Annotated in this window: 16 protein-coding genes, 2 tRNA genes and 1 riboswitch; of the genes, 5 read left to right on the forward strand and 13 right to left on the reverse strand. The window is 67.9% G+C overall.

Translation table 11 applies throughout. The annotated features are described in order from the left end of the window. Positions 1 to 406: 406 nt before the first annotated feature. Positions 407 to 2,692, forward strand: a complete 2,286-nt coding sequence (locus PV646_RS03540; RefSeq protein WP_500340001.1) for an RNA degradosome polyphosphate kinase — start codon at positions 407 to 409, stop codon at positions 2,690 to 2,692. After that, complete coding sequence (locus tag PV646_RS03545; protein ID WP_500340002.1) at positions 2,689 to 3,609, forward strand: NUDIX hydrolase; 921 nt, start codon at positions 2,689 to 2,691, stop codon at positions 3,607 to 3,609. Before PV646_RS03540 ends, PV646_RS03545 begins: the two co-directional genes overlap by 4 nt. A gap of 532 nt (positions 3,610 to 4,141) precedes the next feature. Here the strand turns inward: PV646_RS03545 and PV646_RS03550 are convergent. The 3 genes from PV646_RS03550 to leuC all read right to left on the reverse strand — a co-directional run bounded on the left by PV646_RS03550 (position 4,142) and on the right by leuC (position 7,011). Beyond that, positions 4,142 to 4,810: an HU family DNA-binding protein gene (locus PV646_RS03550; protein ID WP_319977642.1), complete on the reverse strand. Its 669-nt coding sequence runs from the start codon at positions 4,808 to 4,810 to the stop codon at positions 4,142 to 4,144. Between the two features lie 188 nt (positions 4,811 to 4,998). Further along, complete coding sequence (leuD, locus tag PV646_RS03555) at positions 4,999 to 5,601, reverse strand: 3-isopropylmalate dehydratase small subunit (RefSeq protein WP_500340003.1); 603 nt, start codon at positions 5,599 to 5,601, stop codon at positions 4,999 to 5,001. A gap of 3 nt (positions 5,602 to 5,604) precedes the next feature. Further along, the gene (leuC, locus tag PV646_RS03560; protein ID WP_500340004.1) at positions 5,605 to 7,011 is read right to left on the reverse strand and encodes a 3-isopropylmalate dehydratase large subunit; all 1,407 of its coding nucleotides are present in this window, start codon (positions 7,009 to 7,011) and stop codon (positions 5,605 to 5,607) included. Between the two features lie 73 nt (positions 7,012 to 7,084). Between leuC and PV646_RS03565 the strand changes: the two genes are divergently transcribed. Next, positions 7,085 to 7,786, forward strand: a complete 702-nt coding sequence (locus tag PV646_RS03565; RefSeq protein WP_053736944.1) for an IclR family transcriptional regulator — start codon at positions 7,085 to 7,087, stop codon at positions 7,784 to 7,786. A gap of 405 nt (positions 7,787 to 8,191) precedes the next feature. Here PV646_RS03565 and PV646_RS03570 read toward each other — a convergent pair. From PV646_RS03570 to PV646_RS03580, 3 genes are all read right to left on the reverse strand, one after another. After that, positions 8,192 to 8,264, reverse strand: a tRNA-Glu gene (locus PV646_RS03570). 163 nt (positions 8,265 to 8,427) lie between these two features. After that, positions 8,428 to 8,499: transfer RNA gene (locus PV646_RS03575), tRNA-Gln, on the reverse strand. Positions 8,500 to 8,648: 149 nt separating this feature from the next. Continuing rightward, positions 8,649 to 9,386 (reverse strand): HAD family hydrolase, encoded by a 738-nt coding sequence (locus tag PV646_RS03580; RefSeq protein WP_500340005.1) that lies wholly within the window; start codon positions 9,384 to 9,386, stop codon positions 8,649 to 8,651. A gap of 379 nt (positions 9,387 to 9,765) precedes the next feature. Here PV646_RS03580 and PV646_RS03585 point away from each other — a divergent pair, with 379 nt between their 5' ends. Next, positions 9,766 to 11,022, forward strand: coding sequence for an FAD-dependent oxidoreductase (locus tag PV646_RS03585; protein ID WP_500340006.1), 1,257 nt, complete (start codon positions 9,766 to 9,768; stop codon positions 11,020 to 11,022). Here the strand turns inward: PV646_RS03585 and PV646_RS03590 are convergent. The 6 genes from PV646_RS03590 to PV646_RS03615 all read right to left on the reverse strand — a co-directional run bounded on the left by PV646_RS03590 (position 11,012) and on the right by PV646_RS03615 (position 17,062). Then, on the reverse strand, positions 11,012 to 11,671 hold the full coding sequence (locus PV646_RS03590) for a LuxR C-terminal-related transcriptional regulator (RefSeq protein WP_500340007.1): 660 nt from the start codon (positions 11,669 to 11,671) through the stop codon (positions 11,012 to 11,014). The genes PV646_RS03585 and PV646_RS03590 overlap by 11 nt on opposite strands. A 67-nt stretch (positions 11,672 to 11,738) precedes the next feature. Continuing rightward, positions 11,739 to 12,497 carry a fumarylacetoacetate hydrolase family protein gene (locus tag PV646_RS03595; RefSeq protein WP_500340008.1) on the reverse strand — a complete coding sequence of 253 codons (759 nt, stop codon included), beginning with the start codon at positions 12,495 to 12,497 and terminating at the stop codon, positions 11,739 to 11,741. Between the two features lie 17 nt (positions 12,498 to 12,514). Then, on the reverse strand, positions 12,515 to 14,098 hold the full coding sequence (gene cimA, locus PV646_RS03600) for a citramalate synthase (protein ID WP_500340009.1): 1,584 nt from the start codon (positions 14,096 to 14,098) through the stop codon (positions 12,515 to 12,517). Between the two features lie 203 nt (positions 14,099 to 14,301). Then, complete coding sequence (locus PV646_RS03605) at positions 14,302 to 15,282, reverse strand: ABC transporter substrate-binding protein (protein WP_500340010.1); 981 nt, start codon at positions 15,280 to 15,282, stop codon at positions 14,302 to 14,304. Then, the gene (locus tag PV646_RS03610) at positions 15,279 to 16,019 is read right to left on the reverse strand and encodes an ABC transporter ATP-binding protein (RefSeq protein ID WP_500340011.1); all 741 of its coding nucleotides are present in this window, start codon (positions 16,017 to 16,019) and stop codon (positions 15,279 to 15,281) included. Before PV646_RS03610 ends, PV646_RS03605 begins: the two co-directional genes overlap by 4 nt. Continuing rightward, the gene (locus PV646_RS03615) at positions 16,019 to 17,062 is read right to left on the reverse strand and encodes a FecCD family ABC transporter permease (RefSeq protein ID WP_500340012.1); all 1,044 of its coding nucleotides are present in this window, start codon (positions 17,060 to 17,062) and stop codon (positions 16,019 to 16,021) included. The genes PV646_RS03610 and PV646_RS03615 overlap by 1 nt, the downstream gene beginning before the upstream one ends. A gap of 12 nt (positions 17,063 to 17,074) precedes the next feature. Then, a riboswitch (cobalamin riboswitch) is annotated at positions 17,075 to 17,210 on the reverse strand. A 96-nt stretch (positions 17,211 to 17,306) separates the two neighbouring features. Between PV646_RS03615 and PV646_RS03620 the strand changes: the two genes are divergently transcribed. Next, entirely contained in the window at positions 17,307 to 17,717 is a 411-nt protein-coding gene (locus tag PV646_RS03620) for a YciI family protein (protein ID WP_500342259.1), read from the forward strand. Positions 17,718 to 17,789: 72 nt separating this feature from the next. Here PV646_RS03620 and PV646_RS03625 read toward each other — a convergent pair whose 3' ends face one another. Then, a complete protein-coding gene (locus PV646_RS03625) occupies positions 17,790 to 18,827 on the reverse strand; it encodes a 3-isopropylmalate dehydrogenase (RefSeq protein ID WP_500340013.1) in 1,038 nt (345 codons plus the stop codon). Positions 18,828 to 18,934: the final 107 nt, after the last annotated feature.

The raw sequence follows: 18,934 nt of genomic DNA on the forward strand, positions 1-18,934 counted from the left end.
TGGTTCGGCGGAAGCCGCCGAAGCCAGGCCAGCCGTGGTGAAGGCCAACAGGGTCGCCGCAGTCAATGTGGCAATAACCTTCATGCATCGACCCTGGCAGCGCGCCGAACGAGACGTGTAGGTCCGAACGTCTAGGGTTCTGGTCCGTGCAGGCGACCGTGTCAACGTTCAACAGCGATGGTTCCGCCACCGTCCTTCGTGATGACGGCGTTCTCGTCGACGTGAGTGCCGAGGCCGTCACGGCGGGTGGCTGGCGGATGCTGCGTCCGGGCCAGAGGGTGACCCTCGAACGTAGCCCCGACGGAGCCGTTACAGCTCTTCGCATGCCTGTTCTGTGACGAGGAGTTCACCAGACGGTCGTCCTGGTTAGGGGCGCTCACGGCGATAGTGCGACACAATGCGTGACGTGAGCAAGGACGACAACGACGGCAAGGCGACTCCGTCCCGACGCCGTTCGACGCGCAGCAAGGCAGAGGCCACTCCACGCAAGGCGACGCCGAAGAGGGAGCCGCGCGCGGCGACCAGGCGGGCTTCGACCGCGCGGGCGAAGGCCGAACCGGAGCAGCAGCCGGCCGCCGCACCCATGCGCGGTATGCCTGCGGCGCCTCCCGCCGTGACGCCGAGCGTCCTGCCCACCGACCTCCCGGACGACCGGTACTTCAACCGTGAACTGTCCTGGTTGGACTTCAACGCCCGCGTGCTCGCACTGGCCGAGGACTCCTCGCAGCCGCTGCTGGAGCGCGCGAAGTTCTCCGCGATCTTCGCGTCGAACCTGGACGAGTTCTACATGGTGCGGGTCGCCGGTCTGAAGCGGCGGGCGGAGACCGGTCTCTCGGTGCGCAGCGCGGACGGGCTCACGCCGCGCGAGCAGCTCGTCGCGATCTTCAAGCGCTCGCAGGAACTCGTGGAGCAGCACGCCCGCGCGTTCCTCGACCACATCAGGCCGGGCCTGGAAGAGCACCGGATCAGCATCGTGGCGTGGGGCGACCTCACGGACTACGACCGGTTGAGGCTCTCCAACTACTTCAGCGAGCAGGTGTTCCCGGTCCTCACGCCGCTCGCGGTCGACCCGGCGCACCCGTTCCCGTACATCTCGGGGCTGTCGCTGAACCTCGCGGTGACCGTGCGCGATCCCGAGGGTGGCGGCGAGCGGTTCGCCCGCGTGAAGGTGCCGGACAACGTGCCGCGGCTGGTTCGGGTGGAGGCGGACCGGTCGTCGTCGTCCGCGACCTTCCTGCCGCTGGAGGAACTCATCGCCGCGCACCTGGGCGAGCTGTTCACCGGCATGGAGGTCATCGAGTGCCACGCCTTCCGCGTGACGCGCAACGCGGACCTCGAGGTCGAGGAGGACCGCGACGAGGACCTGTTGCAGGCGCTGGAACGCGAGCTCGCGCGGCGCCGGTTCGGTCCGCCGGTGCGCCTGGAGGTCGCCGACGACATGACCGAGCACATGCTCGAACTGTTGTTGCGGGAGATGGACGTCGACCCGCACGACGTCGTGACCGTGCCCGGCCTGCTCGACCTGTCGTGCCTGTGGCAGCTCTACGGTATCGACCGCAAGACGTTGAAGGACCCGGCGTTCGTGCCGGCGACGCACCCCGCGTTCGGTGAGCGCGAGACGCCGAAGAGCGTGTTCGCGACCCTGCGCGAGGGCGACGTCCTCGTGCACCACCCGTACCACTCGTTCTCCACGTCGGTGCAGCGCTTCATCGAGCAGGCCGCGGCCGACCCGCACGTGCTCGCCATCAAGCAGACGCTGTACCGCACCTCGGGTGACTCCCCCATCGTGGACGCGCTGATCGACGCGGCCGAGGCGGGCAAGCAGGTCGTGGCGTTGGTGGAGCTCAAGGCGCGCTTCGACGAGCAGGCGAACATCAAGTGGGCGCGAGCGCTGGAGAAGGCGGGCGTGCACGTCGTCTACGGCCTGGTGGGCCTGAAGACGCACTGCAAGACGTCGCTCGTGGTGCGCCAGGAAGGCTCGACGATCCGCCGCTACTGCCACATCGGCACCGGCAACTACAACCCGAAGACCGCGCGGTTGTACGAGGACGTCGGCATCCTGACCGCCGAGCCGACGATCGGCGCGGACCTCACGGACCTCTTCAACGTGCTGACGGGGTACGCGCGCCAGGACGAGTACCGCTCTCTCCTCGTCGCTCCCTACGGCGTCCGCAAGGGCATCGTGGACCGGATCAACCTGGAGATCGAGCACGCCCAGGCGGGCAAGCCCTCCGGTGTGCGCATCAAGGTGAACTCGCTCGTGGACGAGCAGGTCATCGACGCGCTGTACCGGGCATCGCAGGCCGGCGTTCCCGTGGACGTGGTCGTGCGCGGCATCTGCGGCCTCAAGCCGGGCATCAAGGGACTGTCGGAGAACATCCAGGTGCGCTCGATCCTCGGCCGCTTCCTGGAACACTCGCGCGTCTTCCACTTCGTCGCCTGCGACGAGTACTGGATCGGCAGCGCGGACATGATGCACCGCAACCTGGACCGCCGCGTCGAGGTCGCCCTGCGCGTGGCCGACCCGCGCCTGACCAAGCAGCTGGGCGGCATGTTCGACTCCGCGCTCGACCCGCACACGCGCTGCTGGGTGCTGCGCTCTGACGGAGAATGGGACGCCTCGCCCGCGGACGGTTCGTCCGTGCGAGACCACCAACTGGAACTGCTGCACAAGCACGGAGCTCTTGGGTGATCAAAGCTGCTGGGGCGGTGCTCTGGCGCGAGGCCGACGGTGACGTCGAAGTCGCGATCGTGCACCGCCAGCGTTATGACGACTGGTCCCTGCCGAAAGGCAAACTCGACGACGGCGAGACGATTCCCGCCTGCGCGGTGCGGGAGATAGAGGAGGAGACGGGCTTCTCCTGCGTTCTCGGCCGCCATCTCCGGCAGGTGTCCTATTCGGTGAAGAGCGTGCCGAAGACGGTCGACTACTACGCCGCCCGGGCCGTTTCCGGGGAGTTCGTCCCGAACGAAGAGGTCGATCTGCTGCGGTGGCTGCCGATCGCCGAGGCGTCGGAACTGCTCACCTACGAACCGGACCAGGACGTGCTGGCCGAGTTCGCCCGCCTGCCCGCGGACCTGCTGCTCGTCCTGCTGGTGCGGCACGCCAAGGCCGGCAAGCGGTCGGAGTGGAACGGCGACGACGACCTCCGCCCGCTCTCCGACGCCGGCTGGCGTCAGGCAACGGCGTTGCGCGCGTTGTTGCCCCTGTGGGCACCGGTACGCGTGCACACGGCGCCCAGGGTGCGTTGTGTGGACACCGTGCGGGCCGTGGCCGAGGACCTGGCCGTGGAGATCGCCGAGGAGCCGCGCCTCTCGGAGGAGGGCTATTGGCCCGACCCGGACGCCGGTCTCGTGCGGCTGCTGGAGGTCGCCGCTCTGGAAGGCCGCGCCGTCATCTCGTCGCAGGGCGGTGTGATCCCGTCGGTCGTGCAGTCGCTGGCCGAGATGGGCGGGCTGCGCCTGGACGAGATCCCCTGCAAGAAGGGCAGCACGTGGGTGCTGGCCTTCACCAGGCCGTTCGGCACCTGGTCCACTTCGGACTCGCCTTCGCGCTGGCCAACGCTGGTGTCGGCGCACTACCTGGCCTCACCGCTGCCTCGCCCGTAGGGGTCCGCCGCAGACGTTTTCCACCGCCGTCTTCCCGCTCCGACGAAAGTTCGCCTGTGGCAACCAAGTCGGGCCGGAAGGCGGCGGTTTCGCTTGTCCCGGGGGCGAACGGACGCGTGCCGGCGTTATTTCTATTGGCGGGCAGAGGGGTTCGACGAGCCGTTCGGGAGGCTCGTCGGGCAATCGTGGCGGGCGGTTCCGGAAACCGAGCGAAGCTCGGGGAGAACGATTCTCGGGGCCCGGTCACGCCCGCTCGTCGCCCCGCTGAAGTCCCGCGCCGCGCTTTCTTGATAGCCCGGCGCACGCCCCCGCCGCCCAGGTCGCGCATTCCCAGCGCCCCAGCGAACTCTCTCGTCACGCCCACTGCCTCCCAGGCGTGCCAAGCACCTCAGCGACCCTCTCGCACGCCTTTCGTGCAGGCCAACGACCTTCTCCGGCACCTTTCCCCGGACACGCGGAAGGCCCCGGTGTGCGCACACCGGGGCCTTCCGCGTGGTTCTGAAGTGACGCAGCCTCCCTCAGGAGGCCCGTCTCACTTCTTCTTGGCAGCCGTCTTGCGAGCAGCCGGCTTCGCAGCCGCGGTCTTCGCGGCGGGCTTGGCAGCAGCAGTCGTCTTGGCAGCGGCCGGCTTGGCAGCGGCCGTGGCGCGCTTGGCCGGAGCCTTCGCAGCAGCCGTCTTGGTGGCGGCGGCCTTGGTGGCGGTCGCCTTCGCGGGCGCCTTGGCAGCAGCGGGCTTCGCGGCAGCCGTGGTGGTGCGACGGGTCGCGGGCGCCTTGGTGGCGGCCGCGGCCGTGCGGGTGCGCGTCGTGGTCGTCGCGCGGGTCGTCGCGGCCTTGGTCGCCGGAGCCTTGGCAGCCGCGGGCTTCGCGGCAGCAGCGGCGGCGGGCTTCGCGGCGGCCTTGGCGGCAACGGCCTTCGGCAGCTTCTTCGCACCGCTGATGACGTCCTTGAACGTCGAGCCGGGGCGGAACGCGGGCACGTTGGTCTTCTTGACCTTCACGGTCTCGCCGGTGCGCGGGTTGCGCGCGGTGCGAGCCGCACGAGCGCGCTTCTCGAAGACGCCGAAGCCCGTGATGTTGACCTTCTCGCCCTTGTTGACGCTGCGGACGATGACGTCCACGAGGCCGTCAACAGCAGCGCCGGCGGTCTTCTTGTCTCCAAGGCGCTCGGCGAGCGCCTCGATGAGCTGGGCCTTGTTCACCGTCAGTCCCTCCCAGGACGCTTACGGCCCATAAGCGTCTGGGCCGACTAGAACGCAACGGTAGGCCCAAATCGCGAGAAATACCAATCGCCACGCCAGATTTTTCGTTGTGGCGTGGCTAATTGCGCCCCTTCGAGGGACAGGAGGCGCCGGATTCGCCCCTCTCAAGGGGAGAATCCGGCCCCCTCTCAGACCGCCGGAAGCGGATCCGTTGTGGGCAGCCAAGTCTGGCGATTGCCCTCGAATGCGCTGATCTCGGGCTCGTGGCGCAGCGTCAAAGCGATGTCGTCGAGGCCCTCGAGAAGGCGCCAGCGGGTGTAGTCGTCGATCTCGAACGGGGCTACCAAGTCCTTGGCGCGAACGGTCTTGTCGGTGAGGTCGACGGTGACCGGCGTGCCGGGTTCGGACTCGAGCAACTTCCACAGCAGCTCGACATCGGACTGGCTGCACTGCGCCGCCACGAGTCCCTGCTTGCCCGAGTTGCCCCGGAAGATGTCCGCGAACCGGGACGAGATGACGACGCGGAAGCCGTAGTCCATCAACGCCCAGACGGCGTGCTCCCGAGAGGACCCGGTGCCGAAGTCGGGGCCCGCGACGAGGACGCTGGCCGCCTTGTAGGGCTCCTGGTTGAGGATGAAGTGCTCGTCGGAACGCCAGGCGGCGAAGAGCCCGTCCTCGAACCCGGTGCGGGTCACGCGCTTGAGGTAGACGGCCGGGATGATCTGGTCGGTGTCCACGTTGGACCTGCGCAGCGGCACACCGACGCCCGTGTGGGTGGTGAAGGCGTCCATGACTCAGACCTCCAGGTCTGCGGGGGCGGAGAGGGTGCCGCGCACGGCCGTGGCGGCGGCGACGAGCGGCGACACGAGGTGCGTCCGGCCGCCCTTGCCCTGCCTGCCCTCGAAGTTGCGGTTGGAGGTCGACGCGCTGCGCTCGCCGGGCGCGAGTTGATCCGGGTTCATGCCAAGGCACATCGAGCAGCCGGCCTGCCGCCACTCGGCGCCCGCGTCGAGGAAGACCTTGTCCAGACCCTCGTCCTCGGCCTGCTTGCGCACCCGCATCGAACCGGGGACGACCAGCATCCGTACTCCTGAAGCGACGTGCTTCCCCTTGATGACGTCCGCCGCGGCGCGCAGGTCCTCGATGCGCCCGTTGGTGCAGGAGCCGAGGAACACCGTGTCCACGCGGATGTCGCGCAGCGGCGTGCCGGCCTCGAGGCCCATGTACGTCAGCGCCTTCTCGGCGGCCACGCGCTCGTTCTCGTCCGCGATCTTCTCGGGGTCGGGGACGGTCGCGCTCAGAGGCAGACCCTGACCGGGGTTGGTTCCCCACGTGACGAACGGAGTGAGGTCCGCCGCGTCGATGTGCACTTCGGCGTCGAAAGTCGCGTCGTCGTCGGTGCGCAGCGTCTTCCAGTACTCGACGGCCGTGTCCCAGTCCGCGCCGGACGGTGCGTGCGGACGACCCTCGATGTAGTCAAAAGTCGTGGCGTCCGGTGCGATCATGCCGGCGCGGGCGCCCGCCTCGATCGACATGTTGCAGACCGTCATGCGCGCTTCCATCGACAGCGCCTCGATGGCGTCGCCGCGGTACTCGAGCACATACCCCTGCCCGCCACCGGTTCCGATCTTCGCGATGACGGCGAGGATGATGTCCTTCGCCGTGACGCCCTCGCCGAGCGCGCCGTTGACGTTGATGGCCATCGTCTTGAACGGGCGCAACGGCAACGTCTGCGTCGCCATCACGTGCTCCACCTCGGACGTGCCGATGCCGAACGCCAGCGCACCGAACGCACCATGGGTGCTCGTGTGACTGTCGCCGCACACCACCGTCATGCCCGGCTGCGTGAGGCCGAGCTGCGGGCCCACGACGTGGACGATGCCCTGCTCGAAGTCGCCCATCGGGTGCAGCCGCACCCCGAACTCCGCGCAGTTGCGCCGGAGCGTCTCGACCTGAGTGCGCGACACGAGATCCGCGATCGGCTTGTCGATGTCGACCGTCGGAACGTTGTGATCTTCAGTGGCGATCGTGAGATCGGCCCTGCGCAGCTTGCGGTTCGCAAGGCGGAGCCCGTCGAACGCCTGGGGGCTGGTGACTTCGTGCAGCAGGTGCAGGTCGATGTAGAGCAGGTCCGGCTCCGCACCACTTCCGTGGCGCACAACGTGTGCCTCCCACACCTTCTCCGCGAGCGTGCGGCTCATCGCGACATCTCCCACAGTATGGACGTGCCGACAGATCTGGACTTCTCACTGTCTGGGAAGTTAGTATCGGCTTGTGGGACAGCATAGCGGGATCGGCGTGCTGGACAAGGCAGTGGCCGTGTTGAACGCCGTAGCAAAAGATCCTTGTGGCTTGGCCGAGTTGTGCAACCGCACCGGCCTCCCCCGAGCAACCGCACACCGCCTGGCCGTAGGCCTGGAGGTGCACCGGCTCCTGCGCCGAGGCTCCGACGGCCGCTGGCGCCCGGGCGCAGCTCTGGCAGAACTGGCAGGCGGCGCAACGGACCCGTTGCTGGACGCCGCTTCCTCAGTCCTGCCACGCCTGCGCGACATCACAGGCGAAAGCGTGCAGCTCTACCGCCGAGACGGCATGCAACGAGTCTGCGTCTCCTCGGCAGAACCCCCCTCAGGCCTGAGGGACACAGTCCCCATCGGCGCAAGGCTCCCCATGACAGCGGGCTCAGGAGCCAAAGTCCTGGCGGCGTGGTCGGACCCAGGCACCCAAAGGGCAGTCCTGGCAGACGCCGTCTACGGCGAACGCACCCTCCTGGAAGTCCGCCGCCGAGGCTGGGCCCAAAGCGTCGCAGAACGAGAACCAGGCGTCGCCTCGGTCTCAGCCCCGGTAAGAGACTCCTCAGGCGCCGTAGTGGCAGCAGTCTCGGTAAGCGGCCCCATCGACCGCATGGGCCGCCGCCCAGGAGCCCGCTGGGCAGCAGACCTACTGGCAGCAGCCGAAGCCCTACAAAGCCGCCTCTAAAGCCCCACCCACCACGGCCGCCCTCCCCCAGGGGAGAGGCGGCCGTCGCTTTCCCTCCACACGCCGCCACGACACAGGAAGGAACGGGAAGCCTCGGGATTGCGGTAAGTCCACGAGCCGGGATACCGACCCAGCAAGAAGACGCTGCTGATGACGCGGAAGAAATACCGAAGTCGACCAATCGGAATCCCGGTGACCCGCATCACCCACAATCACCCCGACAAGCGAAGCGAAGTCCACACACATTCGCAAGCGAAGCGACGCGCTAACCAGACTCATCGGTCAACACACAGGCGGGGGTCCGGGGGCGGAGCCCGCCGGCCGGGGTCTGGGGGCTTGGCCCCCAGAGGACAAAGCGAAAGAGGCCTGTCAGCGTGTTCCGCTGACAGGCCTCTCCCACCTCTGTAGCCCCGAAGGGATTCGAACCCTCGCTACCGCCTTGAGAGGGCGGCGTCCTAGGCCGCTAGACGACGGGGCCCTAGAACTTCTTGCTGGCTTGAACCTTATCAGATCGCTCTGTCCGGTCCAAATCCGGCTATTCAGTTCATTTACTGCTAGGTCTGACTAAAAACTACCAGATCTTGCAGTTCTTGCTTTCAGCAGCTCCAGAAGCTTACCCGAGGGCAGTTCTTCCTTCGCAGCTGGGGTACCAGGACTCGAACCTAGACTAACTGAACCAGAATCAGTCGTGCTGCCAATTACACCATACCCCATTGGCTTTCACGATCGACTTCGTTGTCCCGCGGGAGTTCCGAGGTCCTCGTTGCTGCCGAGAGAAATACTAGACCACGCCCCCGCCAGAAGTGAAATCGGCCCCCACCTGAACGCATACACGCAGGTGGGGGCCGGTCTCCGGCACTGCTCAGGCGCTGGCGGTGGAGAGCTCGCACACGAGGAGCTCCGGCAGTTCCGCGAGTGTCGTGATGGACGACAGGCCCGCGGGAAGTGTGCCGCCGGTCGGGCCGATGCGGTTGATCCAGACTCCGTGCATTCCGGCGTCGCGGGCGCCGATGGCGTCGGCGTGCAGGCGGTCTCCCACGTGGACGGTGTCACCGGGCGGAACACCCAGGGCGAGGCACGCGGTGTGGAAGATCACGCGGTCCGGCTTGGCGCAGCCGACCTCGCCGGCGATCAGGACGGCGTCGAAGTACTCGGAGAGACCGAGCTGGGCGATCTTCACGCGCTGGTGGTGGCCCGACGCGTTGCTGATCGCGGCGATCGGGAGGCCGGTCGCGCGCAGCCAGTCGAGCATCGGGATCGCGTCCGGGAACAGGCACCAGCCGGCGGAGAGGACCTCCTGGCGGCCGACCTCGCGGCGGGTCGCCTCCTCCAGCGACAGCTCCTCACCGAGCGCGGCGAAGAAGGCCTGCGTGCGGATGTTGCGCATGTCCTGGTACAGCAGCTCGCCGGCGAGCTGGCGGGAGACGTGGTCGTCGGTGATCCTCTGCCACAACGACCAGGCGTCGGCGTTACCGACCATCGAGGCCAACGCGGCTCGCGAAGAAGTGCTGTAGTCGACAAGTGTGTCGTCGACGTCCAGGCACACAGCGCGGATCTCGCCGGTTCTCTTACGCGTGAAAGTCGGGGACGCAGTTGTCACTCCGGAAGGTTAGGTGCGCGGGGGCCTCGTCCGATTCGGCTAACGAGGTGATTCCTATAGGTCCTTGCACGATCAAGCGGACCTTGAGGCCCCGAACGAACCAGTGACACTCGTCCGAGCGCCGAATGCAATCGCCCGGACGAGTGCTGTCTGACGGTGCAACGATCTCTGCCCGAACGGGCGGTTCCGCGAGCGCGACACCCTAGCTCGCACAACGACATTCCGCACCAGTCGCAACCTTTTCGAGGCCTGGCCCACCAGACCGTCCACATTGGACGGATCCGAACGAGAGCCACGCCACTGCGAACTCCGCTTGACGCGGACGGCGATCACGAGCATGCTGAGTTTATTCAACACCGGTTGAAAAGAGGGGATCGACATGGAGAGGACAACCTGTCTCGTCGTCGGCGGCGGACCTGCCGGAATGGTGCTGGGACTGCTCCTGGCCCGCGGTGGTGTCGAGGTCACGGTGCTCGAGAAGCACGGCGACTTCCTGCGCGACTTCCGCGGCGACACGGTGCACGCGTCGACGCTCACGCTGCTCGACGAACTGGGGCTGGGGCCCGCGTTCGAGCAGGTGCCACACCAGGACGTCGACAAGATCGAGGCACTGCTCGACGGCGGCGCCAAGGCGACGATCGCCGACCTGTCCCGGCTGCCCGGCCCCAACAAGCGCATCGCGATGGTGCCGCAGTGGGACTTCCTCGACCTGCTGGCGGACGCGGGCAAGCTCGAACCGACGTTCACGCTGCGGATGAACACCGAGGTCACCGCGATCACGAAGAGCGGCAACAAGGTCACGGGCGTGAAGTACCGGGATCGCGTCGACGGGCACGAGGGCGAGTTCACCGCCGACCTCGTCGTCGCGGCGGACGGACGGAGCTCGATCCTGCGCGCGGCCGTGGAGCTCCCGGTCTACAGCTTCGGCGCCCCGATGGACGTGTGGTGGTTCCGGTTGCCGCGCAACGAGAGCGACTCGGTCAAGGGAGGCGCGGGCAGGTTCAGCGCGGGCAGCGCGCTCGTGCTCATTCCACGCGGCGAGTACTTCCAGTGCGCCTTCCTGATCCGCAAGGGGACGGACCAGGCGGTGCGCGCCGAGGGAGTCGAGAAGTTCCGCGAACGCGTCGTCACGCTCATCCCGTGGCTCGCGGACCGGGTGGGCCACATCACGGACCTCGACGACGTGAAGCTGCTCGACGTGAAGCTGGACCGGTTGCGCCAGTGGCACGTCGACGGGCTGCTGTGCATCGGTGACGCGGCGCACGCGATGTCACCGGTCGGCGGCGTGGGCATCAACCTGGCGGTCCAGGACGCGGTGGCGGCGGCGACGCTGCTGGCGAAGCCGTTGCGGGAGGGCCGGGTCACGGGCAGGACGCTCGCGAAGGTGCGGGGGCGCAGGCTCTTCCCGACCGTGGCGATCCAGACCGTGCAGCGGGTGATCCACCGGCTGTTCCTCGGCCGCAAGCTCAACAGCACCGAGACGGTCTCCAGCACGGGCGTGCCGTTGCCGCTCAAGATCGCCCAGAAGCTGCCGTTCCTGCAGGCCGTCCCGGCCTACGTGGTCGCCATCGGACCACGTCCGGAGCACGCGCCGGACTTCGCGCGCAGGGCTCCGCAGACCATCGCTAGGTCGTGACGAACGCCTCGGAGCTCTCCCCGAGCACCATCGCCACGGCGTGGGCCCGGTCACGGGCACCGAGCTTGCGCAGGATGGCCTTCACGTGGGTCTTCACGGTGTCGTTGCTGATGAAGAGCCGTTGGGCGATGCGGGCGTTGTCCATGCCCTTCGCCATCTCGGCCAGCACGTCGAACTCGCGCGCCGACAGCCGGCCGAGCGAGGCGGGTGGGGGCATTCGCGCCGGTAAGCGCGCCAGCGACCCCACCCGCGCGTCGATCGTGGCGGGGGCGCCCCGCACCGCGGCCGCGATCAGCGGCAACAACTCGGCCACCGGCGAGGTCTTCAGCAGGTAGGCCACCGCGCCGGCGTCCAGCGCCGCGCGGGCCCAGCTCGGACTGTCCGCATTGGACAACACCACGACGCGGGCGCCCGGCCGGTACTGCGCCGTGTCCCGCACGGTGCGCAGCGGTCCGGCGCCCGGCACGTCGAAGTCCGTGACGACCAGGTCCACCAGCGTGCCGCGCAGACTCCGCGCAGCCTCGGCCACGGTGTGGGCGATGCCCACAACGCGGAAGCAGTGCGTGCGGTGCAGCGAAAGCCGCAGCCCTTCGGTGATGAGCTGCGAACCGTCGACCAGCAGCACTCGGGTGGACGCCAGGTCCGTCATGACACCGGGAAGTTACTCGCGGGTACCCGGATGCGTAACCTGCCGGACGCCGGATTGCTCCGTACGGCTACCTATTTGCGACCGGATTGGTGAGCGTGCCAAGGCCGTCCACAGTCACGGAGACCGTCTGTCCGGCCGCCATCGGCCCGACGCCGGCCGGCGTACCGGTCAGGATCAGGTCGCCCGGCAGCAACGTCATGATTCCGGACACGTATTCGACGAGCGACGGAATGTCGTGCACCATCAACGAAGTACGTCCGTCTTGTTTGACTTCCCCGTCGACCTCGGTGACGACGCGGACGTCGGACGCGTCGAACTCGGTCTCGATGAACGGACCCAACGGGCAAAACGTGTCAAAACCCTTGGCACGCGTGAACTGCACGTCCTTCTTCTGCAGGTCGCGCGCGGTGACATCGTTGGCGATCGTGTAACCCATGATCACACTCGCGGCCCTGGCGCGCGGGACGTCGCGGCACGGCTGGCCGATGATGACCGCGACCTCACCCTCGAAGTCGACGCGCTCGGACACGGCCGGGAGTTTGATCTCCACGTTCGGACCGACGACCGACGTGTTGGGCTTGAAGAACAGCAACGGCTCCGCGGGGACCTCGTTGCCGAGTTCCTTCGCGTGGTCGGCGTAGTTCCGGCCCACACCGATGATCTTGGTGGGCAGGATGGGGGCGAGCAGCCGCACGTCCGCCAACGGCCACTTCCGGCCGGTGAACGTGGGCGTGCCGAAGGGGTGTTCGGCGATTTCCGCGGCCTCGTCGCCTTGAACGGCGACGAAGGCCACGCCAGCGGGATGAGCAATTCGGGCGATGCGCACATCGCCAGCTTACGAGGTCAGCCGGAGCGCATCGACTTGTGCACCAGCGCGTCGCACAGCGCCAGCCAGCTCGCCTCGACGATGTTCCCGTGCACGCCGACGGTCGTCCACTCGCGCTCACCGTCGGTCGATTCGACCAGCACGCGCGTCACCGCGTCCGTGCCGGGATGCTCCGTCAGGATGCGCACCTTGTAGTCGGCCAGCTCCACGGTGTCCAACCAGGACAGGTGGGGCAGCAACGCCTTGCGCAGCGCAGCGTCCAGCGCGTGCACGGGCCCGATGCCCTCGGCGGTCGCGATGACCCGCTCCCCCGCCACGTGCACCTTGACCGTGGCCTCGGACACGATCTCGCCGTCCGACCGGTGGTCGAGCACGACCCGGTAGGACTCCAGGGTGAACGGCGGAGTGTCCAGTTCGGACAGCTCCCCGCGCAGCAACAGCTCCAGCGAGGCGTCGGCGGCCTCGAACGACCAGCCCTTCGCCTCGAGTTCCTTCACGCGCGCCAAGGCCGTGCCGACCTCGGTCCCCCGGCCGGCCAGGTCGAGCCCGAACTCACGTCCCTTGAGTTCGATGCTCGCCCGACCGGCCATCTCGGTGACCAGCACCCGCATGTCGTTGCCGACGGTGTCCGGATCGATGTGGTTGTACAGCTCCGGATCCACCTTGATCGCGCTCGCGTGCAGACCCGCCTTGTGAGCGAATGCTGACGACCCGACATAAGCCTGGTGGGTGTCGGGTGCGATGTTCGCGATCTCGGCCAACGCATGGGAGACACGGGTGAGCTCGGCCAATGCCCCGGTCGGGAGCACCTCCATGCCGAGCTTGGTCACGAGGTTTCCCACGACGGCGAACAGGTCAGCGTTGCCTGCTCGCTCGCCATAACCGTTGGCGGTGCACTGAACGTGCGTCGCGCCCGCCTGAACGGCCGCAAGTGTGTTCGCCACAGCGCAGGACGTGTCGTCCTGGCAATGAATTCCTACGCGGAAGCCCGTCTTCTCGACGATCTCCGAGACAGTCTCCGCGAGACCGAGAGGCAGCTGCCCGCCGTTGGTGTCGCACAGCACGACGACGTCGGCGCCACCCTCCACAGCGGACTCCAGCACGCGAAGGCTGGTGTCCGGCGAGAAGGCGTACCCGTCGAAGAAGTGCTCGGCGTCGAGGAAGACCCGCCTCCCGTGTTCCTTGAGGAACCGGACGGTGTCGCGCACCATCTTGAGGTTCTCGTCGGCGTCCGTCCGCAACGCACGCTCGATGTGCCGCAGGTCCGACTTGGCCACCAACGTGATCACCGGCGCCTGCGACTCCAGCAACGCCCTGACCTGCGGATCGTCCTCGACCTTGACCCCGGCCTTGCGCGTCGCCCCGAACGCGACCAGCTTGGCGTTCTTCAACTCCAGGTCACCGGCCGCCGCCCGCGCGAAGAACTCCGTGTCCTTGGGCAGAGCGCCGGGCCAGCCGCCCTCGATGAACCCGACGCCGAGCCCGTCCAGCAACCTCGCGACCGCGAGCTTGTCCGTGACGGAGTACGAAATGCCCTCACGTTGTGCGCCATCGCGCAACGTCGTGTCGTAGACGTGGAATGCGTCGGTCGGGCCGGCCATCGGGGTTCATCTCCTCATCAGGGCAAACAAAAAGACCCCCCGCGGGATGCGAGAGGTCTGCGCGTCGGGTGCCAGGGGCGGCAACTACCCGACGCGCTCGTCAATAATGATGGCGGTGAACTGAGCCATGTCCGGGATGGTGCCACAGCTCAGTTCGGCGTACCAAGCCACGGGAGGAAATCTCCCACTATCTGGTCATGGGTTCACGCCTGTGACAGGAACTTCGCGAACGCCTCGATGGACGCCGCGTTGCGCGGCGACTCGACCAGCGCCGCGTACGGCAGCGAGAAGAACCGCTTGTTCTTCACCGCGGGCGAGTTGGCCAGCGGAGCGAAGCCCTCCAGGAACGCCTGCTTCTGCTCGGGCGTGTTCGCCTCCCCGTCGGCGTAGTCCACGATGAGCACCACGTCGGGGTTGCGCTGCACGACGGTCTCCCAGTTCACCGTGGTCCAGCTGTCGTTCAGGTCACCGAACACGTTGTCCCCGCCGGCCTTGGAGATCACGTCCTGCGGTGCCGCGTTCTTCCCGGACGTGAACGGCTGGTCCTGCCCGCTGTCGTACAGGAACACTTTCGGCCGGGGCTTGCCCGCCATCAACCGACCGGCGTCGGCGATCTGCTTCTGGTAACCGGCGACGAGCTCCTCGGCCTTGGCCTCCACCCGGAAGATCTTCCCGAGGTTGCGCAGGTCCGTGTACAACGCGTCCAGCGCGGGCATGATGCCGCGTTGCTTGCCGACGCCGTTGCGGCAGGCCTCGGTCAGCTGGTAGGTGCCGATCCCGAGCTCCTTCAGCGCGTCCGGAGTGAACCCGGTGCTCTCGCTGAACCCGTAGTTCCACCCGGCGAAGACCAGGTCTGCGTTGGCCCCCTGCACGACCTCCTTGGTGACCTTGTCGGACAGGTGCTTCGCGCTGTCGAAGTCGGCCTTCCACGGCGAGGTCCGCACGTCGACGGAGTCCTTGCCGCTGATGACGTAGCCCGCCATCCGGTCCTTCAGCCCCAGCGCGAACATCAGCTCGGTGATGCCGGTGTCGTTGGTGACCACTTTGGACGGTACGCGGTCGAACGTGACCTGCTGGCCGCAGTTCGTGATGGTCACCGGGTCGGTCGCGGAAGTGTCGGAGGCGACCGTCGCGCCGCAGCCGGAGACGAGCAGCAGGGTGGCTGTGACAAGTGCGGTTCTCAAGGGGTGACCTCCTGGTCGAACAGGAGCTGGGGAACTCCTGTGGTGGGATGCCGCACGACGTGGGCGGTGACGTGGAAGACCTTGGCGATGAGCTCGGGCACGAGAACCTCCTCGGGGGTGCCGGAGGCGACGACGCGTCCCTCGTCCAGCACGTAGAGGCGGTCGCAGAACGACGCGGCGAGGTTCAGGTCGTGCAGCACGGTCAGGACCGTGATGCCCAAACCGCGCGCCAAAGAGAGAACGTCGAGCTGATGGCGGATGTCGAGGTGGTTGGTCGGCTCGTCCAGCACCAGCACGCGCGGCTGCTGGGCGATGGCCCGCGCGATCAGCACCCGTTGGCGTTCACCACCGGACAGGCTGAGGAAGCTGCGGGAGGCGAGGTGCGAGACGTCCACTGTGGCCAGTGCCTCGGACACCACCCGTGCGTCGAGAGCGGGGTCGCGGTCGTGCGGCAGCCGGCCCATCTCGACGACCTCGGCGACCGTGAAGTCGAACTCGACCTGCGACTCCTGGGACAGGGCGGAGAGGTCGCGGGCGACGGAGCGTCGCTTGTGGACGTTCTGGCCGTCGAGCAGCACCGCGCCCGCGTCCGGCTTCAACGCGCGGTAGACGCAGCGCAACGTCGTGGACTTGCCGCTGCCGTTCGGCCCGACGATGCCGACCACCTCGCCGTCGGCGTGCAGCGAGATGTCCGTGATGATGCCGCGCACGGTGACCTGGTCGATCTCGACGCGCATCAGCGGCCTCCGAAGACGTAGGACCTGCGGCGCATCAGGAAGATGAAGCACGGCACGCCGAGCGCGGCCGTGATGACGCCGAGCGGCAGTTCCTCCGGTGCCGCGAGCATCCGCGCGGCCACGTCGACCCAGACCAGGAACGAGGCTCCGGCCAGCGGTGCCAGGGCGAGCACCTTGCGGTGGTCGGCGCCCACGACCATGCGCGTCAGGTGCGGCAGCATCAGCCCGACGAAACCGACGGCACCGCTGACGGCCACCAGCACGCCGGTCATGGCCGCGGTGACGATGAACAGGTGCGTGCGGAACCGGTTGACGGGCACGCCGAGGGTGGTCGCGGTCTCGTCGCCCATCGCCATGGCGTTGAGCTGCCGCGCCTTGGTCGCCAGGTAGACGATCCCCGCCAGGGTCACCACGGCGGCGACGGGCAGCGACTGCCAGTTCGCGCCGCCGAGACTGCCGAGCAACCAGAACATCGCCGCCCGCGCCGCCTCACCGCGCGGCGCCTGGAAGACCAGCAGCATCGCCACGGCGGAGAACCCGTACGCCAGCGCTGTTCCGGTCAGCACCAGACGCAACGGTGTGAGCCCCCGGCTCGTGCGCGCGGTGATGTAGACCAGAGCCGTGGCTCCGAGGCCGGTCAGGAACGCCCCCACGGACAGCGCGTAGACGCCGAACCCGGACAGCACACCGAGCGTCGCGACGGCCGTCGCGCCCACGCTCGCGCCCGACGAGATGCCGAGCACGTACGGGTCGGCCAGGGCGTTGCGGACCATCGCCTGGATCGCGACGCCGACCGCGCTCAGCCCGGCGCCCACGACGGCGGCGAGCAGGACGCGAGGAAGCCGGATGTCCCAGACGATGTGGTACTGCCCGGCGAGGTCGGCGGGGACGGTGCCGCCGGTCATCGCCTCCCACAGCAGGCCGGCGGTGACGTCGAACGGCACGGAGACGGGGCCGAGCGCGACGCCCGCCACGAGACTGACGACGAGCACGCCGACGAGCGCGCTGATCTTGGAGATCACTGGGTCCTTCCCGCAGTCCACGGCGGAGTTGGAACTTCTCGGTCACCGTGAGCGGGTGTTCGGGCTCGTCCCCTGCCAGGAGACCTACCGTTGCGGGTCAGCGCCGGACTTCGACCGGTCTTCCCCCACGCACGACTTCAGTGACCCTACCTGCGAAAACAGAAAGTTCGGAAATTCTCGGGGTGTGATGTCGATCCGGTACCCGGCCCGTTCGACCTGGGGATGCCGAACGAGAACCAGAACAGGGAGACACACCGTGAAGTACATGCTGATCATGCGCGCCACCGACGAGGCCTTCGCGAACATGGGCGAGTTCGACTTCGACAAGATGCTGGAGACGGTCGGCGCGTTCAACGAGGAACTGATCCGCGCCGGTGTGCTGCTCGCCGCCGAGGGCCTCTCCGACACGTCCGAGGGCGTCGTCGTCGACTACTCGCAGGAGCCCCCGGTCATCACGGACGGCCCGTACGGCGAGACCAAGGAGCTGTTCAACGGCTTCTACCTCCTCAACGTCGCCTCGATCCAGGAGGCGATCGAGTGGGCGAAGCGCATGCCGATGACCGGGCCCGGGTTCAAGACCGAGATCCGCCGCGTGCCGTCGATCGAGGAGTTCCCGCAGGACAACGAGTGGATCAAGAAGGAGCGCGCGTGGCGTGAGGCCAACGGCCAGCTCTGACCTCCGGCGCGGAGAAACGCCGAAGCCCGGCCGGAGAAGATCCGGCCGGGCTTCAAGACGTTCCGAGCGAAATCAGCCCGTGCGCACGTTGGACGACACGAGCGCCGCGAGCCTGTCACCGATCGCGTAGGTCTGCCCCGGCGACTGGTGGTCGCGCGTCGCCAGGTCGAACGCCACGGAGGCCTCGATCCGGCGGGCGGACTCGTGCTCACCGAGGTGGTCGAGCAGCAGCGCGACCGACAGCACGGCGGCCGTCGGGTCCGCGATGCCCTGGCCCGCGATGTCCGGCGCCGAACCGTGCACCGGCTCGAACATCGACGGGTTGCGACGCGTGACGTCCATGTTCCCCGACGCGGCCAGGCCGATGCCACCCGTGACGGCGGCGGCGAGGTCGGTCAGGATGTCGCCGAACAGGTTGTCGGTGACGATCACGTCGTAACGGCCCGGGTCGGTGACCATGTGAATGGTCGCCGCGTCCACGTGCTGGTAAGCCACGGTGACGTCCGGGTGCTGCAGCGAGACCTCCTCCACGACGCGCGACCACAACGAGCCGGCGTGCGTGAGGACGTTCGTCTTGTGCACCAAGGTCAGGTGCCGGCGCTGACGGTTCGCGGCACGCGCGAAGGCGTCCCGGACCACGCGCTCGACACCGAACGAGGTGTTCAGCGAGACCTCGGTGGCGATCTCGTGCGGCGTGTCCTTGCGGAGCAGGCCGCCGTTGCCCGCGTACGGGCCCTCGGTGCCCTCGCGCACCACCACCATGTCGATCTCCGGCGGGTCCGCGAGCGGGCTGCGGACACCGGGGTAGAGACGAGCCGGGCGGAGGTTCACGTGGTGGTCGAGTTCGAAGCGGAGCCTCAACAGCAGGCCACGCTCCAGGATTCCGCTCGGCACCGACGGGTCGCCGACCGCGCCGAGCAGGATCGCGTCGTGCTGGCGAAGCTCACCGAGCACCGACTCGGGCAACAACTCTCCCGTGGCGTGCCAGCGCGCCGCGCCGAGGTCGTAACGAGTGATCTCGGCCGCCGGAACGACCTCACCGAGGACCTTCAGGGCCTCAGCGATGACCTCGGGCCCGATCCCGTCTCCTGGGATCACTGCGAGCCGCATCCACACACCTCCCAGGTGTCAGTCCCCAATTGGTGGGACTACTTTCCTTCGCGAAAGGCTACCGGCATGTCGGCCGCTCGCCGCATGCCGGACACCCCATCGGGGTG

Origin of the sequence: Streptomyces sp. ID05-26A (genome assembly GCF_033794685.1) — a bacterium.
Taxonomy (GTDB): domain Bacteria; phylum Actinomycetota; class Actinomycetes; order Mycobacteriales; family Pseudonocardiaceae; genus Lentzea.